This window comes from Chryseobacterium taichungense (assembly GCF_900109935.1).
Lineage (GTDB): Bacteria > Bacteroidota > Bacteroidia > Flavobacteriales > Weeksellaceae > Chryseobacterium > Chryseobacterium taichungense.
Genome location: NZ_FOBV01000003.1, coordinates 193,552 through 211,620, shown reverse-complemented (window position 1 = coordinate 211,620; position 18,069 = coordinate 193,552). Strand labels below are relative to the sequence as shown.

Here is an 18,069-nt window from a genome sequence, read left to right as displayed (position 1 = left end):
AGATTATCAAATTCTGAACTTTTGTAATTCATTATTTGGAATATAAATTTAATGAATTGACAGTGATTTTTAATCTTTCTTTAAATGGATTAAAGTTGATTTATAAATATCAAATAATATAGTCACTTTTTTATTATTTGAATATTAATAATAAAATTTTATGAAAAAGTTGAAAATTGATCAGGCTCATAAATACATATTTATTGATATACTTATTTTTGATTTAATTGACCACCAAATCTGATAAATAAAAAATATAAAATGATCTGAAATCTCTACTAGTGCAAAAAATATCTTGTTTGTGTGATATATACGTAGTTATCTGCTAATCATATATTTAAAGTAGTGTTTTTTTTCAGTTTGGTACTAAATTTGTATTTTTATGTTAAATCAACAAATATTGAATTATGAAAAAAGTATTTACTTTTATCGGGCTTGTCTCGATGGCTGCATTATCCCATGCACAAATTGTGATTAATGAAATTTACACCGGAGGTGGCTTACTTGGCGCAGCGATTACGAATGATTTCGTTGAGCTAAGAAACATCGGTACGACGAATCAGTCTCTTAACGGTGCAACGATTCAGTTTGGATCCGCGACTGGAGGTTTTGACCAGTATTATCCGATTCCTTCTATCACGTTGGCACCCGGCCAAACTTATTTAATTCAGCAGGGTTCCAGTGGGTTAGGAGGACTTATTAATTTACTTAATCCTAATCTTATTGTCAGTGTGGTACTGAATTTTGACGGTTCACCAGCTGTAGGAGTCGGTGTAGGACTTTCCCTAACTTCCGGAAAAGTTGCGCTGGCAAGTAACTCAACGCAAGTTACCAGCCCAACTTCAGCAAATGTACTGGACTTTGTAGGATACGGATCTGCTAATCAATATGAAGGTGCCGGCCCCGCTCCGTCGCCAACCATTTTGAATTCTATTACCAGAACGAATACGATTGCAGATACGAATAACAACAATGTAGATTTCACTGTAACTTTACCGACTCCGCAATCTTCTTCAGGAGTGTTGGCCGTAAGTGATATTTCAGCAGCTTCCAAAAGAGCAGGTTTCATTAAAAATAGTTTTGTAAAAGACGATGAAATTATTTTTGATGCTGACGTAAAAGACGTCAAGGTTTACAGTTTATCAGGACAATTGATTAAAACTTTTAAAGGAGGAAACAATGAAACATTAAATGTTGCCGATCTGCAAAAAGGAAATTATATTGTTACCGGAACAGTAAATAATCAGCCGGTCTCTCAGAAAATATTGAAAGATTAATAGTTAATAACTCATTATTTAATAGAGCTGTCTCAAATTGAGGCAGCTTTTTTTTATTGAAAATTGTAAGAGAATTTCACATACTTTTCTCCTGCGATTCGGATGTATAATGTAAAATATTGTAGACTAACACTTTGTATATTTTTTTTAAGTGTTAATTAACTTTAACAAACTGAGAAAGGGATGTTTCTTTTTTTTAAATACTTTTGCTGCGTAATTATTAAACTAAGGATCAAAATTATTTTGTAAATTCGACGAGGTAAATTTAATACCTAAAATAAAAAAACACTAAAAGTTTTATAATATACTGTTAATTAGTTATTTGTAAAATAAAATGAGAAAAGCAACTAAGAATGATATCCCTAGGTTAATAGAGATATTGACAGAATCTTTCCAGGAAGATAAATCTGCAAACTATGTTTTAAAGAGTAAAAAGTCTCTTCCCAAGTTATTTCATTACTCAATCGCTAAAGGGTTTCTTTTTGGTGATGTCTGGATTAAAAAAGATCTGACCGCATGTGCAGTTTTAATTGATCCAAAAAAGAAAAGTTTTAATTTAAAATCAATTTGGCTTGATCTACAATATCAAGTGTTTGGGTTGATAAAAATTAAAAAACTTCTCAATAAAGAAAATATTATCGCAGAAGTTCATCCTAAAGATCTGGATTATATTCATTTATGGTTTTTAGGGGTAATGCCGGAAGTGCAACATCAGGGAAAGGGATCTGTGTTTTTAACAGATCTGACAGAATATTACAAGACATTTAAAGAAGCGATGTGCGTGGAAACTTCAACATTAGTAAATATTCCTTTTTTTGAAAAAAGAGGTTTCTCTTGGTATGCTACGAAATATTTTGGATTTGAAGTGTTATTTTATAAAAAATTGCTCTGATGTAAATTGAATCATTGTGAAGTAATGCGTACAGGAATTGCATAATTTTAAAGAAATAGCACAAACGACTTTTGTTCGTGCCATTGAAATGTCAGACTATTGATGAATATTAAAGTATAGCTTAAAAGACTTAATATCAAAAGCATTTTTAATGCATTACTTTTAAAACTTATATTTCTTCTTCAACCACAAGCTAGCCCTGACTAATAATACGAGTACCGGTACTTCCACTAATGGTCCGATAACACCAACAAAAGCCTGCTGGGAATTAATACCGAACACTGCTATTGCAACGGCTATCGCCAATTCAAAGTTATTTCCTGTTGCTGTAAATGCGATCGATGCGTTTTTGTCATAAGGAACTTTTAAAACTGTATTGATGAAAAAACTAACGAAAAACATAAACACAAAGTAGATAATTAACGGTATTGCAACTTTTAGCACATCCATTGGTAACTCTAATATTTTATCTCCTTTCAAGCTAAACATTACTATGATGGTAAATAGTAAAGCATATAAAGTAATGGGCGATATCTTAGGCACAAATTTTTTATTATACCAATCAACACCTTTTAATCTGACAAAAATATAGCGACTCAGAAAGCCAGCTGCAAAAGGAATACCCAGATATGTCAGTACACTTTCCGTGACATCTTTCATTGATACGGATATGTTGAAATTTGCAAGTCCCAGTTTACTTGGTAATACATTAATAAATAACCAAACTAAGAAGCTGTAAGAAATTACCTGAAATATGCTGTTTAATGCAACTAGCATAGCTGTATATTCTCTATTTGCTTTAGCGAGGTCACTCCAGACGATTACCATTGCGATACATCTTGCCAGACCTATCAGAATTAAACCTGTCATATAACCTGGCTCATGTCTTAAAAATAAGACTGCCAATCCAAACATTAATGCTGTACCCACAAACCAATTCAGGAATAATGATATCGCGATTACTTTTTTATCTCTGAAAGCTTGTGGTAATAATGAATAATCAACTTTTGCCAGTGGAGGATACATCATCAAAATTAAACCTATTGCCAATGGAACATTTGTCGTTCCTACAGACAATGCATTTGTGATTTGCGAAATTGAAGGGAAGAAATATCCTAGCCCAATACCCGCTGCCATTGCAAGAAATATCCATATAGTAAGGTAACGATCTAGAAATTTTAATTTTGGCTGCATCAAACTATTTTTTAATCTTAGAAAAAATGTAAAACATTTCAGAAGCTATCTGCAAACTTCTTTCTGCATATACCTTTTTTTGATCTGGCGTGTTATCGGATATTTTAGGGTCTTCAAACGTTATCGGAATTCTCTTTTCGGCTCCCGCAATAAAAGGGCAGCTTCCGTCCGCTTGTGAGCAGGTCATAATAGCTGCAAAACCGGATGTTGGGTTGAATGGACTATCATATTTTTTTGAAAATCCAATAACAGGTAAAAAATTATCATCGTACTTGATGGCATAGACAGGATTTTTGCTGTCTGCAATTTTGAAAATATTAAAACCCTGAGTGATCAGTGTATCAGTAACTTGTGGAAATAATGCAGTTTCTTCTGTGCCACCCGAATAGCAATATACATTTGGAATGTTAAAATAGGATGCTCCTGTTTGTGCCCAAATTTGTGACAAATGGCTCCTGCGTGAGTTGTGTGTACAAATAAAATTAATATTAATGTTTTCTCCTTTATCTGTTTTTTCCTGTATAAAATCAATCAAAGGTTGTAATGTTGTTTTTCTTTCTTCACTGATGTTTTGAAATTGTAATTGCTCAATAGTATTTATTAATGCTGAATACATAGTTGTTGCTTAAGTTTATGTTTATTAATCTATTCCGATATTTTTGCTTCTGCGTTCCATAAGAACATTATCTTTCCAGACACCATTTTTCTTACCTATTTTTTCTCTGAAACCAACCAGCCTGAATCCACATTTTTTGTGAAGATTGATACTGGCTTCATTTTCAGCAAAAATGCCTGACTGCAATGTCCAAATCCCATTTTCTTCACTCTGAGTAATTAATTCATTCAACAATATTTTGCCAATTCCCTTTCCACGTGCATCCTGTGCGACATAAACGCTAACTTCTGCTACACCTGCATAGACACATCTACTTGAAACGGGTGTTAAAGATGTCCAACCAAGCATTGTATCATTATCGTAAATACTGATTCTGCAAAAGTCCAGATGCGCTTTATCCCAATCTTCCCATTCTGGTGGATCGTTCTGAAAAGTGGCTATATTGGTCGCTAATCCTTGCTTATAGATTTCGACGGCTTCCGGAAAATTGTCTTTTGTTATAGATCTGATTTCCATAATGCATTGTTTTTTTTAGCAACACCCTGAATCAGGAGAACAGCAAGCATTATTCAGATCGGATAATTTCAGGTTTTGTTTTCCTTCAGGAATTCCACAAGCTTCGTTAGCCAGGCAGGCTGTTTGCTTATTTTTCAGGACAAAATTATTCCCATTGAAATCCAGGTCGTATTTACCAATAGTCTCACTTTGATATTCGACTTCTATCTCAGAATCTTCGATGTCTAATTTATTCTCACACAGAGAGATAATGTTTAAGAGTTTTGCCGGCTTCAACCTGTGTTCATAGTCGTTAGCGTCCCATAATTGAAAATTGATAACTTTCTCATTTCTGATATTTCCGCCACAATCTATAAAACGCTTGGTGATAATACCTATTTCCGTAACGTGAAAATGTTCTGGTACAAATTTTCCGTTCTCTAACTGAAATTCAACGTTGTTCAGTGTAGATAAGATTTCTTTGACTTTTGATAGTTTCATTGTAGTTAAAATTTTTATTATTTATAATTATATATTGCAATATGACGATATTAAAATGATGAAAAAAGCTGTTAACAGCATTGTCCAACTTTTACATCTTGTTCAAAAAATTGATTTAATAATCCCTGAACTTCTTTCCATTTTTTTTCTTCGATACAATAGCAGACAGATTTTCCTTCGATAGTTCCTTGAATAATTCCGATATTCTTTAATTCCTTAAGATGCTGTGAAATGGTTGCTTGTGCCAGCCCCAATTCATCAACAAGATCGTTACAAATGCAAGCTTTCTGGTTAATAATATGTTGGAGAATTGCAATTCTAGCCGGATGTGCCAAAACTTTGAACAGGGAAGCTAAATTATTTTGCTCGGCCGAAAATATTTCTGTTTTAGTTAAACCCATGATTGTATTTTTATATTGCAATATTACGATTTAAAATTGAATTTAAAGCGTTCCAGTTGTAATTTATATTCAGAGATCCATGTGGATAATCGGATAATTTTTACCCGAACCGTCTTTTTCAGATCTCCCTGTTCTTCTAAAACCTAATTTCTCATAAAACCCGATAGCCTGATGATTCTGCTCATTGACATCGACCTTCGTGACACCATGTTTTTCCTTCATAAAATGAAATAGCTTCTTGCCATAGCCCTTTCCGCGGTAATCATTATGAATGAAAAGCATTTCAAGATTTCCTTCCATTGCTGATGAAAATCCGACAGGTTCCCCATTTTCGATAAGCAGGAATACTTCAAGATTGGGCAAATAATCCTTTGGGATGACTTGTTTAAAATGGATAAAATCTTCCTCAGTAAGAAAGTCGTGTGTTGCTTTGACTGCGGATTCCCAAATTTCCATGATTCTCGGATAATCCTTTAGAGTTGCGAGCCTGATTTGTTGTAACATAATGCTAAAAAATAACAAATATATTTAAATATTTAATGAAGGTCTTCCTGATGCTATGGTATAAGCTTCCTTCAATACCTCCGAGTAGGTCGGATGGGCATAACTGATTGCTGCCATATCATTCGCTGTTACTTCGTATTCCAGACCAACAACAGCCTGTGCGATTAAATCAGCCGCCCGGGCACCGATAATGTGTACTCCCAAAAGTTCTCCATATTTCGGGTCGGAAAGCACTTTCACAAAACCTTCCGTTTCCATTCCCGCCCTGGCCCTGGCATTCACGGCAAATGGAAATTTACCGATATTATATTCCAGTCCCTGTTTTTTTAATTCCTCTTCGGTTGCCCCTACAGAAGCAACCTCCGGCCATGTGTACACTACCGAAGGAATACGGTCGTAATTGATATGAGGTTTCTGACCATTGATTCTTTCCACCACAAATACTGCTTCTTCCTCTGCTTTATGGGCCAGCATAGCGCCACCGATGACATCTCCAATAGCATAAATGTTTGGAGCTGTTGTCTGAAGCGGTTCATTGACCTTGACCGTACCGTTGTTATTCAATTCCACGTTGGTGTTTTCCAGCCCCAGCCCTTTAACATAAGGCTTTCTGCCGACAGCAACGAGAATATAATCGGCGGTTAGCTCTTCTTCTTCACCTTGTTTATTTTTGGAATAAACTTTAGCGGTATTGCCAAGATTTTCAGCTTTGTACACTGCCTGCTGAAGTCTGATTTCTACCCCTTCTTTTACTAAAATCTTCGTTAAAGCTCTTCCTAATTCACTGTCCATAGTGGCAATCAGATTATCAGCATATTCTAAAATGGTCACCTTTGTTCCAATTCTGTTGAATATGGAAGCCATTTCTACACCGATCACGCCCCCGCCAATGATCACGATGCTCTCGGGTTTTTGCTGCATTGATAAGGCTTCGGTAGAAGTAATGATTCTCTTTTTGTCGATGGTAACGCCTGGAATAGTTGCGGGTTTTGAGCCTGTGGCAATAATGAATTTACTTGAATTGATAATGGTTTCAGTATGATTGTTATTTACGATTTTTAATGTTTCATTATTGATAAAAGAACCTGAGCCCTGAAAAACCTTAATCTTATTCTTTCTCATCAGAAAATCTAGCCCTTGTGTATTTTTTGCCACAACTTCGCTTTTTCGTTTAAAAAGTTGTTCAAAATTGAGACGGAGATCCGAATACTCAATCCCATGTGCTCCGAAGCTACTGAGCGCATCTGCATAATGATGCGTACTGTCCAGCAACGCTTTGGTGGGAATGCAACCGACATTGGTGCATGTACCGCCTAAGGTACTGTATTTTTCAATGATGGCTGTTTTATATCCCAGTTGAGCGCTTCTGATAGCTGCCACATATCCGCCTGGACCTGATCCTATGACGGTAATATCAAATGTTTCCATTTTATTATTTAAATATTTTAATTAAAAAAATAAACCGATCGGTCTTTTTATGGTTAAAAAAATTAAGCTTTCAAATTCCTGATCAGCTTCTCTAAAAATGACATGGCTATATTAAGCTCTGTCATACGGTTGTTGACCTTTGCCTGCATGAATGCACCTTCGATAATTGAGATCATAACCACAGCGATCTCTGCTGGATCGGTATCTGCCTTTATTTCATTCCTTTCTATACCACGTTTGATTTGATTTTCGATGGATGTTTTCCAAAGATCAAGAGCTTTTTGTGCACGTGCCCTAAGTAACGGATGTGTATCGTCAGCTTCCGTAGCTGTATTTAAAATAGGGCAGCCTGCCTGTAAATAAGGATATCTGAAATAGTTTTTATACGTTTGAGGATAAACCAGCAGGCGTTCGATAGCATCTTCAGTTGCTAGAATACGTTCTTTCATGTGCTCCGTGACCCTAGCGAAATTGTAGTCAAAAACATTAAGTGCGATCTCATCTTTGTTTTCAAAATTACCATAAATGCAACCTTTTGAAAGACCGGTAGCGCTCATTACATCATTTATAGAAGTTCCCGCATATCCTTTCACGTTAAAAACCGTTGCCGTTTTTTCAATGATCAGCTGTTTTGTATTTTCGGATTTTTGAGTTTTCATAAGCAGCAATTCTTATCGGGGACAAAATTAAATAAAAAATAGAACAATCGGTCTTTTTTTTAAGAAATATTTTCTCTTGCAATATGTTATATATTAGCTTTGATCTAATGATGTAGAGCTGAGAACATGTCAGTCTATAAATTGATGGCCTCTAAAAGCGCTGGATAAAATTATACTTCATTTAATTTAATTAATTTAGGCAGTTCAACTTATGAAGGGCTAAGTTTTTAGAGACTCCTAGTGACAAAGATGCTTACAACCGATTTATTACAAAAATTTACTAGATAATATCGGAATTATGGGTAATGTCCCGAATTCCGTTACAAAATACCGCAATACAGTTACACCAATCATTTCCTATATCCCGACTTTCGTAATTCAATTTTAACAAATATAAAATGAAAAAAGTATTGATTACGGGAGCCAATAAAGGAATCGGCTTTGAAATGGCAAGACAGCTGGCCGAAAAAGGACATTATATTTTTATTGGAAGTCGAAATTTGCAAAACGGATTAGAAGCCGTAAAGAAACTGAAAGAAGAGGGTTTTGAAAATGTTGAAGCCATACAAATTGATGTAACCGATCAGGAATCTGTGAATGCTGCGCGTATTGAAATCGGTCGTTTAACAACTTCTTTGGATATTTTAATAAATAATGCAGGAATAAACGGAATAGAATTTACCGGTAATACACCTATCATGCATTCTTCGCTTAGGACGGGTATCGATAAATTTAAAGAAGTATACGAAGTAAATGTTTTTGGAGTCATCAGAACCACACAGGCATTTTTTGACTTATTAGAGAAATCTACGGAACCTCGCATTACAAATGTGAGTTCGAGTCAGGGTTCGCTTACGTTGCATAGTGATCCGGGTTATAAATATTATCATGCAAAAGGGGCGGTGTATCAGTCCTCAAAATCTGCCCTGAACATGTATACCATCGCCCTGGCATTTGAACTTCGTGACACAAACTTTAAAGTAAACGCCATCAGCCCGCCATCTACAGCTACCGATTTTAATCATCATTTGGGTACAAGCAGTGTAGAAGTAGGTGCGGAACATATTCTCCGTTACACACTTATCGATAATGATGGACCTACAGGCAAATTTTTCTGTGTAGACAATAATCCTGAAACGGGTGAAATTCCGTGGTAACAAACAAGAGAATTTACTAAATTTATCCAATGAAACAGGATTCTAAAATTCCTTACCATTATAACTCTCTGATAGATTTGCATCGGATGCTCGGGTTGCCTAAGCCTTTGCATCCGTTGATAAGCCTGATTACTAATAGCGATAATCAATTGCAGGTAAATCATTTGCCTGATCATCATACTTCTGTTTTTTATAAAATATCCTTGAAGCAGAATCTAAAAGGAAAAATAAAATACGGTCAGCAATATTATGATTTTGACGATGGAGGACTGTTTTTTGTTTCACCTAATCAGGTGACATCCAGAAGTGATAATAATGAAGATCATTCGGGATATACCTTGATCATTCATCCTGATTTTTTATTAACCTATCCTCTTGCAGCAACAATCAAACGTTATGGTTTTTTTTCTTATTCGGCAAACGAAGCGCTTCATTTATCCGCTAAGGAAAAAGAAACCATTGTTGCTATTTTTAAAAATATAGATGATGAGCTGAAAGACCGGTTAGATGATTTTAGCCAGGATGTCATCATTTCACAAATCGAATCATTGCTGAATTACAGTAACCGTTTCTATAAGCGACAGTTTCTAACACGAAAAACCGTTAATGCCCAATTATTGCAAAAAATGGAAACTATTCTTGATGATTATTTTAATAAAGAAAAATCCTTAATTAATGGTCTTCCAACCGTTCAATATCTTGCCGATGAGCTATATCTTTCACCCAGTTATTTAAGTGATATGCTTCGCAACCTGACCGGGCAAAACGCCCAGCAGCATATACAAACCAGACTTATAGAAAAGGCGAAAGAAAAACTTTCTACAACAGATTTATCTGTCGGTCAAATCGCATATGAACTGGGTTTTGAACATTTACAATCCTTCAGTCGGTTATTCAAGAATAAAACCAACCAGACACCCCTGGAATTCAGACAGTCATTCAGTTAGAACAATAATAATGAAACAGTTTATTCTGGTTTTCAGGCACTAAATATTACCTTTTAAATCTGCCTTGTCACTTGACAATCAACAATATATTTTGAGAAGACGTTTGCGAATGTTGAAGATGAACGTTATTGATTGGTAATTGAGCGCTTTGTATAATGTATTATCTTTGCATAATGGAAGCAATGATAAATTTTATCCTGCAATTTGGTGACCTGAACAAACAGCAGATCGAATTTTTGCTAAGCAAGGTGCAAACCCTTGAATTCAAAAAATACGAATACCTCTCGGAAGCCGGAAAGGTGCCCCGTTATGTAGCTTTCATATTGGAAGGCGTGTTCCGCTTTTGCTATTATAACAATAAGAGTGAAGAGATTACCAATTATTTTGTGGACGAAGGCAATTTTGTAGTTGATAATGAAAAATTTGAATCGCAGATTGTTGCCTCGGAATATCTACAGGCGGTTACTGACTGCAAAGTACTTGTTTTTAATAAAAAAGATTGGGATGAGATATCTAATACCATTGTTGGCTGGGAAATGATGAAGGCGAAGATGGTAAAAAAATGTCTTACGCTGGCTATGGAGCGGCGCAGTCCGTTGGTTTCAGAAGATGCTACCACACGTTATCTTTCGTTTATTGAAGCATTCCCTAACCTCATCAACCGTATCCCACTTTCATATGTGGCTTCTTATCTAGGCGTCACCCAGCAATCGCTAAGCCGTATACGCCGCAATATCCGTTAACTTCACTTTTTACCATTTGGTAAATGTTTTTTTACTGTCATTTTCAATATTTGCATAGTCATTAAATAATAAAAAGATGAGCAAAAAGATTGTATTAATAACCGGAACAAATAGTGGTTTTGGCTGGCTTACCGCCCATAGTGTAGCCGCTTTAGGACACAAAGTGTACGCTACCATGCGTGATACTCAGGGCCGTAATGCTGATAAAGCAGCTGCTCTTGAGACCTTAGGCAATGTAACCGTTTTGGATGTTACCCTGACAGATGACGACAGCGTGAAACAAGCTGTTAACACCATTTTGGACAAAGAAGGCACAATTGATGTGCTGGTAAATAACGCAGGTTACGGTATGACAGGGGTCGCTGAGAGCTTTACCACGGCCGATGTACACACCACCTTTGATATCAACGTTTATGCCCCTTGGCGACTGATGAAACAAGTGCTGCCCGCCATGCGCAAACAATCCGAAGGATTGATTATTAATGTAACCAGCGGCTTTGGGCGGGTGTCATTTCCGTTCGCTACTATTTATGCAGCTTCAAAGTTTGCATTGGAGGGAATAAGTGAGGGCTTACATTACGAGGTAAAACGTTTAGGTATTGATGTAGCTATTGTCGAACCGGGTGCTTTCCCTACGGAAATGCAGCAAAAGAACAACCCTGCATCTGATCAGGGAGTATTTGAGGGATACGCAGCCATTGCCGATATCCCTGACAAAATGGTAGCCGCATTGGGTGGTGAAATGCAGGATAAAAAGCCTGATCCACAGGACGTTGCTGATGCTATTGTAAAACTTATTGACACTCCAAAAGGAAGCAGACCCTTACGCACCGTGGTTGATCCCATCACTGGTCAATATATTGAGGCCGCTAACCAAGCGGTAGCCGAACAATTTGCCAAAGGATTGACGGTGTTCGGAATGGGAGAGTTATTGTAAGATAAATAAATTTATTTGAAACGGCAGAATGTAAACCCCTGCCGTTTTTTATTTGTAGCTGTTGGAATATTGTATAATGATTGTGCTGACTTTAAAGCTAATTGTTGTCAACTCAAGGCTGTTCTTAATGAAATCTACAAAAGAGTGACTGTTGGGCTTAAAGTTATTTTACTTCTCATATTTGTGCATTTCCAATAGTTCTTTAAGTCGTCAATTAAAAGACTGCCGGAATTCTAGCGGACTTTGATTGGTTTTGAGCTTAAAAAGTTTGTTAAATGATTGTGAATGTTCAAAACCCAGTTGATAAGCAATCTCACTAACGGACAATTCGGTTGTCGACAATTTTTCTTTTGCTTTATCAATCAGCTTTTCGTGAATCATCTGTTGTGCAGTCTGCCCGGTAAGTTGCTTGAGTAAACTGCTTAAGTATTTCGATGACATATTTAGTTTGTCAGCCATATGCCGTACGGTTGGTAATCCTTTAGAAAGCAGATCATCGTCATTAAAATAGTTTACCAATTCTTCCTCAAGCCGGTTAAGTATTGAATGGTTGGTTATTTTCCTGGTGATGAATTGACGTTCGTAGAAGCGTTCAGCGTAATTCAGCATCGTCTCAAGATTAGAAATGATAATGTCCTGACTGAATTTGTCAATATTGGAATGATATTCTTCTTTGATATTTTTTACCAGATCATTGATTACCTGTTCTTCCCTGTCAGAAAGAAATAAGGCTTCATGGGTTGCATAACCAAAATATTCATATTTCTTTATTTTTTTGGTGAGCGAGGTATTCCATAAAAAATCAGGATGTATAAATAGCATCCAGCCCTCCAGAGCAGGTGGCACGCCATTTTCTTCACCCTTTAAAATTTGACCGGGTGATAAAAAAGCCATTAAACCTTCGTCAAAATCATATTTTTGCTGACCGTAATGTAAGCCGTCACAACCCCTTTTCATTGAAATGACGTACAGGTCAAATATAACGGCTTCAATCCCTCTATCATTTCTCAGTCCTTTCAGATCAATGATACTGATCAGCGGATGATGGGGCTTGGGAAGTCCCATTAAACGATGGATCTCCGATATAGACCGGATCCTAAAAGGTGTTGTATTTCCCATACTGCAATTTAGTTAATTTTGAACGGATATTTTAGCCAGATCATGATCAGTGGCATAAGCAGGAAAGGTATTTCCATCAAAGCCATTTTATAATTTTCTGACCGTACTGCTAATGTCATGATTAGAGTAATTAATACAGCATTAAGTGCATTACCATAGAAGAATGTTCTCGGAAACAACAGAAATATACCGGTGATTATCGCCAGCGAACCGAGAAAAGGAACGGTTACTTCCGTAATGCCCAGATCGGCCATTGCTTTTACTGATTCGGGATTACTTTTGTAATTAAATGTATCCCAGCCGTGCTTAAAGTTTAACAATACCGAAACAATGAGCAACAGCAATGAAATGATGTTCTTTATCATTTAGCTGAGAATATAAGTGTTCATGATATATCCCGTCAGGATAGCGATAGGTATGCCTGTCAGTGCACTTATAAGTGCCTTTTTAGCCTTGTTAGGGTATTGTCCTTTGTGTCTGAAATACAGGAAGATTCCTATAGGTGGGACTGCGTTGGATAAGATCAGCCCAAATCTTGACAGATCGTCGTTACTATTTTTCATTTTATTGTTTTTAGGTTTTTTTTTAAAATTAATTTGGGATAAATGCATTGTAGTGCTGTAATATGGATTCCAATTAACTGTCGATGTGCCGTAATTGAGTATATTACACAAAGCAAAGTATTATAAAAGATGTTACCGAGATCAACAGAAAAACAACTGCTAACATTGCTTTTTTCATATATTACGGTTATTTATTATTGTTTAACTGTTTAAATTTTCCAAATTCCTTGTGCCCGAGATTCATCAATGCATTAGGTACGATGCGACTCAAAAATTTTAAAACTTTTACTAAAGGTGGTTTTATCTCGGAAATATCTTTCTTAAGACCATTGATTGCAACGTTTACTAATTTGTCTACGTCCATCATCTGCTTAGGATTAACTTTCATCACCCAATCATTTTGCAGGTTGGTATTAACCCCAGGAGGTATAAGCTCCATTACTTTTACGCTGATGTCTTTTAATTGCAGGCGCAGTGCCATTGTAAAAGCATGGATGCCCGACTTTGAGGCGCTGTATATCGGTGCAATAGAGTAGGGCATAAAGGCGATTGCGGAAGAAACATTCACAAGAGCAGCAGATTGCTTGGTAAGAAGATGTGGTAAAAACTGAGATGCCATATGAATAGCACCTGATAGATTGATGTCGATCTCCCGTGTGATATCTTCAAGGTTGTTAGAGGTATCCTGCATGTCAATCAGCCGCATTTCTCCGGCGTTATTGATAAGCACATTCAATTCTGGGAACTGATGTATAACTTTTTGATAAAGCTGCCTTATATCTTCAGGGTTGCTTACGTCACTTTGAAAAGTATAAATATTGGGGAAGCGTTCCTTCACCTCTTTAAGCGCTTCGATTTTCCTTCCTGTGACAATCACCCGTGAACCTTGTTCGATCAGCTGTTTTACAAGTTCAAGACCAATGCCGCTGGTCCCACCCGTGATCAGAACCGTACTGTTTTTTAAATCCATACTGATAAATTTTGATACAGCAAAGTTCAGTTATGTGGCCCTGGCAAATGTATCCAAAAGTCTCAGTGTTGTAGTAGAAAGGCCAAAAAGTAAGTACGATCAATTGCTAGGCTGGCATAGTTAAGTATATAATCACCCAAATCTATTTATCTTTGAGCTAAACAAAAGTTTGTATTTTAATACAAGCATTCTATTGTAAAAATTTTCAGAAATGGTAACAGATTCTCAAATAGCATTAATAAGTTCTAAATGGGATAAGATTTTAGTCACAAGTCCTTTGAAAATGGAGAATAAGATTATAAGCGGAAAGGGTTGGCTACTAGAGCTTAATGACGATATTCTGTAATAAAAGACGAAGTAATGGGCAACTATGAATTAACAAAAAATAGAAACTAAGAATATCAATTACCAAAAATTAAAATGAAGTGCTTGCTGATTGGCTACACAGAATTCTTCAAAATACAAAATGATTTTTTTGATATATAAAGATTAATGGAATTTTTAACAAAAAAAATATGAATACTAAATTTTCGAAAGAACTGATTCGCTTGGCAAAGAAAGATTTGCAGGTAAGGGAAAGGTTGTTGAGAGAGAACAAACTTTCTGATGGCTACCATCCCGAAATGGAAAAAATACATAAAGAAAACGTCCGACATCTAAGACAGATCATTGAGCAGATCGGGTTCCCAACGATTTCGAAAGTTGGTCAGGAAGCCAGTGAGGCAGCCTGGTTAATTGTACAGCATTCTATATCAGATCCTGAATTTATGAAAAGTTCTTACCAAATGATGTTTGAAGATCAGTCTGACATCAATCTAAAACATCTTGCCTTTTTGTTTGACCGGATTCAGTTTTTTCAGGGAAAGCCACAGAAATTCGGGACTCAACTGAACTCAGATGGCAGCATCTATCCGGTCATGAATAAAGATGAAATCAATGCGATGAGAAAAGACCATCTTTTACCGGAATTTTCGCAGGAAGAAATCGATAAAATCCCACCAATAGAACATATTGAATCCATCGAGAGCCAAAACCCGGATTATATCGCATGGAGGCAGAAAGTAGGTTGGAAATGAAACAACGTATTTTTTGCAAATTGAAAAGTAAACAGATTTAATATTTTTATTATTTTAGTATTTTGTATTGCATAGTAATTGTTAAAAGATATATCTTTGCATTAAATTAATATTATGAAAAATATATTCTTGGCATTTTCCTTTGTATTTGTATCCAATTTCTTTTTTCTCAACATTTTTCAGAAAAAGTAGACAGTATTATTCAAACAAAGTTTACTGAAAAGGAAGGCCCTGGAGGAGTTTTTCTGATTTCCCAAAAAGGAAAACCTGTCTATGAAAAGGCATTCGGACTAGCCAATTTGGAACTTAATGTACCGTTGAATCCGGATAATGTTTTTGAAATCGGCTCGATGACCAAACAATTTACTTCCGTCTCTATACTGATGCTGGAGCAGCAAGGAAAGCTGAAGGTCACAGATGTTATCTCCAATTATATCCCAGATTACCCAAACGGAAGCAACATCACGATTCATCATCTTTTAACACATACCTCAGGAATCAAGGACTTTACAAAAATCAAAGGACTTTCTGAAATCTCCCAAAAAGAAATGACACCACAAATGATGGTTGACTTCTTTAAGAATGAGCCTGTCGATTTTAAGCCGGGAGAGAAATTTGAATACAATAATTCCGGATATATTGTTCTGGGGTATATTATAGAAAAGGTTTCGGGAGAAAAATATGAAGACTTTATCCGGAAAAATATCTTTGAGAAAATCGGTATGATACATTCTTATTATGCCACCGATAGAAAGGTGATAAAAGACAGAGCTTACGGCTATCATAAAAAAAGCGATGGTTTTGTGAATAAATCGGTCATTAGCTTCAGTGTTCCCTACGCCTCCGGCTCCTTGATGTCAACTTTGGACGATATGCTGAAATGGCAAATCGCACTGAACCAAAATCTTTTATTAAATCAAAAAGAATCTACAAAAGCTTTTACAAAATACAAATTGAATAATGGTGAAGAAATTGAATACGGATACGGCTGGCATTTGAAAAATATCAATGGCATCCCAACCCGTGAGCATGGCGGAAGCATCTTCGGATTCAAATCTATGGGAGTTTATATCCCTGGTAAAGATATTTACGTTCTGGGATTTAGTAATTGTGATTGCAACTCGCCGACACAGGTGGTAAAAGATATTGCCGAATTAGCTTTGAAAAATTTACCATAATAAAGAAAGATTGATCGGAGAAAGTATTGCTCCTGACTCGCGAAGAAACGCCTTTCCATCGTTTCATTTTCCGTAGTTGATATCTTTTTACTGATGTGATCGATAAGCGGCTGAAATGAATCCATATCTACTTTTGATTATCTTGCTAATTTATGGCATTAAATTTTGCTTTCAAATAAATGTAGTGTGTTATGACATTCTATTTGGAAAAAATAATATTTAGGAATTTTATCCTGATCTATTTGTGTTTCCGGAAACGGCTCAAAGTTTCCTTTGTAATTCCCAGATAGGATGCAATGAGATGCTGTGGAAATCGCTGTAAAAAAGCAGGATGAGTCTTAAAAAGATTATTGTAACGTTCAGCTGCAGGAAGACTTATTGCATTATTGATGCGGTTTTGCATCGCTATACCGTGATTCATGTCTAATCGTTTTGTCAATTCATTTAGAGCCGGAACTTTTGTTATTTCTTTGATGCCTTCTTGTGAAATCATCAATATTTCGGTATCCTCACAAGCTTCAATATTATAAATAGTTGGTTTTGAACCCAACAGACTTTCGCGGTCTGCTACCCACCAGTTTTCCAGATAAAGATTGATGACATTTTCTTTGCCTAAGTCATCAACAGCATATTGTTTCATCGATCCATTAATGATAAAGCCACAGTATTTACAAATTTCTCCCTGCTTTAGAAAAAATTGTTTTCTGCCAATTTTTTTGTAAACAAACAACTCTCGTATGAATTCTTTGTCTTCAGAAGTTAATAGCGAAGAGCTATGTGCTTCGATATAATTGAAAAGAATTAAAAAACTGTCTTGATTGATATTCATGTGAAATGCTAAGCTAATTTCTTGGTTTACGAATTTAATGAAAATTATTTGGCCTTTAAAAATGCTTTTCAAAATTCAATAGTAAACAAATAATTGAATTAGTCCTTTATTATCAAATGTCAACAATTCCGATAGGTGTTCCCTATAAATTTGCAGTATCAATAACATTTAAAAATATAATTACAATGGCAACAAAATGGAACCTGGACCCGACACACAATGAATTATCCTTCAAAGTAAGACATATGATGATTTCAAATGTCAAAGTTCGGACTTACCTGGCACACTGCACTAGAAGATGGAGGAGTAATGGTAAGCGATCAGGTAAAATTGCAGGTGAATTACAGTTTGTAAGAGAAGCTTAAAAACACCACATTATAAACAATAGAAAAGCCTTTGGAAATATGTGGATCCTACTGAGACTTACAAAAAAGCAATTAGCAGCAAATAAATGCTTTTGAAAACTTTGTAAAATCTAAAGAAGGGCAGTCATTAATAGCTAAGTTCGCTCAAAAAGGACAAGTAATTGCCGAGTTAAGTATAATAAAATGGAAAGTTTCATAATAAAAAAAATGGATTTGAC

The 18,069-nt window shown here is 35.9% G+C and carries 21 protein-coding genes; 8 read left to right on the top strand and 13 right to left on the bottom strand.

Annotated features, from left to right (window positions below; all coding sequences use genetic code 11):
• Nucleotides 1-407 precede the first annotated feature (407 nt).
• Together BMW64_RS07685 and BMW64_RS07680 are read left to right on the top strand one after the other, a co-directional pair.
• Nucleotides 408-1,277 (top strand): T9SS type A sorting domain-containing protein, encoded by an 870-nt coding sequence (locus BMW64_RS07685; protein ID WP_089999451.1) that lies wholly within the window; start codon nucleotides 408-410, stop codon nucleotides 1,275-1,277.
• Between the two features lie 334 nt (nucleotides 1,278-1,611).
• Nucleotides 1,612-2,169, top strand: coding sequence for a GNAT family N-acetyltransferase (locus BMW64_RS07680; protein ID WP_089999450.1), 558 nt, complete (start codon nucleotides 1,612-1,614; stop codon nucleotides 2,167-2,169).
• A 162-nt stretch (nucleotides 2,170-2,331) separates the two neighbouring features.
• On the opposite strand, the gene arsB is transcribed toward BMW64_RS07680, so the two are convergent.
• The 8 genes from arsB to BMW64_RS07640 all read right to left on the bottom strand — a co-directional run bounded on the left by arsB (nucleotide 2,332) and on the right by BMW64_RS07640 (nucleotide 7,967).
• The gene (gene arsB / locus BMW64_RS07675; protein ID WP_089999449.1) at nucleotides 2,332-3,363 is read right to left on the bottom strand and encodes an ACR3 family arsenite efflux transporter; all 1,032 of its coding nucleotides are present in this window, start codon (nucleotides 3,361-3,363) and stop codon (nucleotides 2,332-2,334) included.
• Between the two features lie 4 nt (nucleotides 3,364-3,367).
• Nucleotides 3,368-3,979, bottom strand: a complete 612-nt coding sequence (locus BMW64_RS07670) for a protein-tyrosine-phosphatase (RefSeq protein ID WP_089999448.1) — start codon at nucleotides 3,977-3,979, stop codon at nucleotides 3,368-3,370.
• Nucleotides 3,980-4,003: 24 nt separating this feature from the next.
• Nucleotides 4,004-4,495, bottom strand: coding sequence for a GNAT family N-acetyltransferase (locus BMW64_RS07665; RefSeq protein WP_089999447.1), 492 nt, complete (start codon nucleotides 4,493-4,495; stop codon nucleotides 4,004-4,006).
• 15 nt (nucleotides 4,496-4,510) lie between these two features.
• Nucleotides 4,511-4,975 carry a DUF6428 family protein gene (locus BMW64_RS07660; protein ID WP_089999446.1) on the bottom strand — a complete coding sequence of 155 codons (465 nt, stop codon included), beginning with the start codon at nucleotides 4,973-4,975 and terminating at the stop codon, nucleotides 4,511-4,513.
• 71 nt (nucleotides 4,976-5,046) lie between these two features.
• Nucleotides 5,047-5,376 (bottom strand): ArsR/SmtB family transcription factor, encoded by a 330-nt coding sequence (locus tag BMW64_RS07655; RefSeq protein WP_089999445.1) that lies wholly within the window; start codon nucleotides 5,374-5,376, stop codon nucleotides 5,047-5,049.
• A 69-nt stretch (nucleotides 5,377-5,445) separates the two neighbouring features.
• Entirely contained in the window at nucleotides 5,446-5,880 is a 435-nt protein-coding gene (locus tag BMW64_RS07650; protein WP_089999444.1) for a GNAT family N-acetyltransferase, read from the bottom strand.
• A 24-nt stretch (nucleotides 5,881-5,904) separates the two neighbouring features.
• Entirely contained in the window at nucleotides 5,905-7,308 is a 1,404-nt protein-coding gene (gene lpdA, locus BMW64_RS07645; protein ID WP_089999443.1) for a dihydrolipoyl dehydrogenase, read from the bottom strand.
• 62 nt (nucleotides 7,309-7,370) lie between these two features.
• Nucleotides 7,371-7,967 carry a TetR/AcrR family transcriptional regulator gene (locus tag BMW64_RS07640; RefSeq protein ID WP_228400873.1) on the bottom strand — a complete coding sequence of 199 codons (597 nt, stop codon included), beginning with the start codon at nucleotides 7,965-7,967 and terminating at the stop codon, nucleotides 7,371-7,373.
• 398 nt (nucleotides 7,968-8,365) lie between these two features.
• On the opposite strand from BMW64_RS07640, the gene BMW64_RS07635 reads away from it, so the two are divergent.
• The 4 genes from BMW64_RS07635 to BMW64_RS07620 all read left to right on the top strand — a co-directional run bounded on the left by BMW64_RS07635 (nucleotide 8,366) and on the right by BMW64_RS07620 (nucleotide 11,751).
• Entirely contained in the window at nucleotides 8,366-9,124 is a 759-nt protein-coding gene (locus BMW64_RS07635; RefSeq protein WP_089999442.1) for an SDR family NAD(P)-dependent oxidoreductase, read from the top strand.
• Between the two features lie 29 nt (nucleotides 9,125-9,153).
• On the top strand, nucleotides 9,154-10,071 hold the full coding sequence (locus tag BMW64_RS07630) for a helix-turn-helix domain-containing protein (protein WP_089999441.1): 918 nt from the start codon (nucleotides 9,154-9,156) through the stop codon (nucleotides 10,069-10,071).
• A gap of 182 nt (nucleotides 10,072-10,253) precedes the next feature.
• The gene (locus BMW64_RS07625) at nucleotides 10,254-10,814 is read left to right on the top strand and encodes a Crp/Fnr family transcriptional regulator (protein WP_317048315.1); all 561 of its coding nucleotides are present in this window, start codon (nucleotides 10,254-10,256) and stop codon (nucleotides 10,812-10,814) included.
• A gap of 76 nt (nucleotides 10,815-10,890) precedes the next feature.
• The gene (locus BMW64_RS07620) at nucleotides 10,891-11,751 is read left to right on the top strand and encodes an SDR family oxidoreductase (RefSeq protein WP_089999439.1); all 861 of its coding nucleotides are present in this window, start codon (nucleotides 10,891-10,893) and stop codon (nucleotides 11,749-11,751) included.
• A gap of 210 nt (nucleotides 11,752-11,961) precedes the next feature.
• Here the strand turns inward: BMW64_RS07620 and BMW64_RS07615 are convergent, their stop codons facing one another.
• The 4 genes from BMW64_RS07615 to BMW64_RS07600 all read right to left on the bottom strand — a co-directional run bounded on the left by BMW64_RS07615 (nucleotide 11,962) and on the right by BMW64_RS07600 (nucleotide 14,403).
• Nucleotides 11,962-12,870: a helix-turn-helix domain-containing protein gene (locus BMW64_RS07615; protein WP_089999438.1), complete on the bottom strand. Its 909-nt coding sequence runs from the start codon at nucleotides 12,868-12,870 to the stop codon at nucleotides 11,962-11,964.
• A gap of 8 nt (nucleotides 12,871-12,878) precedes the next feature.
• Nucleotides 12,879-13,235 carry a hypothetical protein gene (locus BMW64_RS07610; RefSeq protein ID WP_089999437.1) on the bottom strand — a complete coding sequence of 119 codons (357 nt, stop codon included), beginning with the start codon at nucleotides 13,233-13,235 and terminating at the stop codon, nucleotides 12,879-12,881.
• Entirely contained in the window at nucleotides 13,236-13,433 is a 198-nt protein-coding gene (locus tag BMW64_RS07605; RefSeq protein ID WP_143052662.1) for a hypothetical protein, read from the bottom strand.
• 187 nt (nucleotides 13,434-13,620) lie between these two features.
• Nucleotides 13,621-14,403 (bottom strand): SDR family oxidoreductase, encoded by a 783-nt coding sequence (locus BMW64_RS07600; protein WP_089999435.1) that lies wholly within the window; start codon nucleotides 14,401-14,403, stop codon nucleotides 13,621-13,623.
• Nucleotides 14,404-14,918: 515 nt separating this feature from the next.
• On the opposite strand from BMW64_RS07600, the gene BMW64_RS07595 reads away from it, so the two are divergent.
• Together BMW64_RS07595 and BMW64_RS07590 are read left to right on the top strand one after the other, a co-directional pair.
• Complete coding sequence (locus tag BMW64_RS07595) at nucleotides 14,919-15,479, top strand: DUF6624 domain-containing protein (protein ID WP_089999434.1); 561 nt, start codon at nucleotides 14,919-14,921, stop codon at nucleotides 15,477-15,479.
• A 125-nt stretch (nucleotides 15,480-15,604) separates the two neighbouring features.
• Nucleotides 15,605-16,657, top strand: coding sequence for a serine hydrolase domain-containing protein (locus BMW64_RS07590; RefSeq protein ID WP_089999433.1), 1,053 nt, complete (start codon nucleotides 15,605-15,607; stop codon nucleotides 16,655-16,657).
• A gap of 238 nt (nucleotides 16,658-16,895) precedes the next feature.
• Here the strand turns inward: BMW64_RS07590 and BMW64_RS07585 are convergent, their stop codons facing one another.
• Complete coding sequence (locus BMW64_RS07585; RefSeq protein ID WP_089999700.1) at nucleotides 16,896-17,486, bottom strand: Crp/Fnr family transcriptional regulator; 591 nt, start codon at nucleotides 17,484-17,486, stop codon at nucleotides 16,896-16,898.
• Nucleotides 17,487-18,069: the final 583 nt, after the last annotated feature.

What these genes read in the sequence shown, in the direction of transcription:
- BMW64_RS07685 (WP_089999451.1), top strand. Translation starts at nt 408, where the DNA reads ATGAAAAAAGTATTTACTTTTATCGGGCTTGTCTCGATGGCTGCATTA.
- BMW64_RS07680 (WP_089999450.1), top strand. Translation starts at nt 1,612, where the DNA reads ATGAGAAAAGCAACTAAGAATGATATCCCTAGGTTAATAGAGATATTG.
- arsB (WP_089999449.1), bottom strand. Translation starts at nt 3,363, where the DNA reads ATGCAGCCAAAATTAAAATTTCTAGATCGTTACCTTACTATATGGATA.
- BMW64_RS07670 (WP_089999448.1), bottom strand. Translation starts at nt 3,979, where the DNA reads ATGTATTCAGCATTAATAAATACTATTGAGCAATTACAATTTCAAAAC.
- BMW64_RS07665 (WP_089999447.1), bottom strand. Translation starts at nt 4,495, where the DNA reads ATGGAAATCAGATCTATAACAAAAGACAATTTTCCGGAAGCCGTCGAA.
- BMW64_RS07660 (WP_089999446.1), bottom strand. Translation starts at nt 4,975, where the DNA reads ATGAAACTATCAAAAGTCAAAGAAATCTTATCTACACTGAACAACGTT.
- BMW64_RS07655 (WP_089999445.1), bottom strand. Translation starts at nt 5,376, where the DNA reads ATGGGTTTAACTAAAACAGAAATATTTTCGGCCGAGCAAAATAATTTA.
- BMW64_RS07650 (WP_089999444.1), bottom strand. Translation starts at nt 5,880, where the DNA reads ATGTTACAACAAATCAGGCTCGCAACTCTAAAGGATTATCCGAGAATC.
- lpdA (WP_089999443.1), bottom strand. Translation starts at nt 7,308, where the DNA reads ATGGAAACATTTGATATTACCGTCATAGGATCAGGTCCAGGCGGATAT.
- BMW64_RS07640 (WP_228400873.1), bottom strand. Translation starts at nt 7,967, where the DNA reads ATGAAAACTCAAAAATCCGAAAATACAAAACAGCTGATCATTGAAAAA.
- BMW64_RS07635 (WP_089999442.1), top strand. Translation starts at nt 8,366, where the DNA reads ATGAAAAAAGTATTGATTACGGGAGCCAATAAAGGAATCGGCTTTGAA.
- BMW64_RS07630 (WP_089999441.1), top strand. Translation starts at nt 9,154, where the DNA reads ATGAAACAGGATTCTAAAATTCCTTACCATTATAACTCTCTGATAGAT.
- BMW64_RS07625 (WP_317048315.1), top strand. Translation starts at nt 10,254, where the DNA reads ATGATAAATTTTATCCTGCAATTTGGTGACCTGAACAAACAGCAGATC.
- BMW64_RS07620 (WP_089999439.1), top strand. Translation starts at nt 10,891, where the DNA reads ATGAGCAAAAAGATTGTATTAATAACCGGAACAAATAGTGGTTTTGGC.
- BMW64_RS07615 (WP_089999438.1), bottom strand. Translation starts at nt 12,870, where the DNA reads ATGGGAAATACAACACCTTTTAGGATCCGGTCTATATCGGAGATCCAT.
- BMW64_RS07610 (WP_089999437.1), bottom strand. Translation starts at nt 13,235, where the DNA reads ATGATAAAGAACATCATTTCATTGCTGTTGCTCATTGTTTCGGTATTG.
- BMW64_RS07605 (WP_143052662.1), bottom strand. Translation starts at nt 13,433, where the DNA reads ATGAAAAATAGTAACGACGATCTGTCAAGATTTGGGCTGATCTTATCC.
- BMW64_RS07600 (WP_089999435.1), bottom strand. Translation starts at nt 14,403, where the DNA reads ATGGATTTAAAAAACAGTACGGTTCTGATCACGGGTGGGACCAGCGGC.
- BMW64_RS07595 (WP_089999434.1), top strand. Translation starts at nt 14,919, where the DNA reads ATGAATACTAAATTTTCGAAAGAACTGATTCGCTTGGCAAAGAAAGAT.
- BMW64_RS07585 (WP_089999700.1), bottom strand. Translation starts at nt 17,486, where the DNA reads ATGAATATCAATCAAGACAGTTTTTTAATTCTTTTCAATTATATCGAA.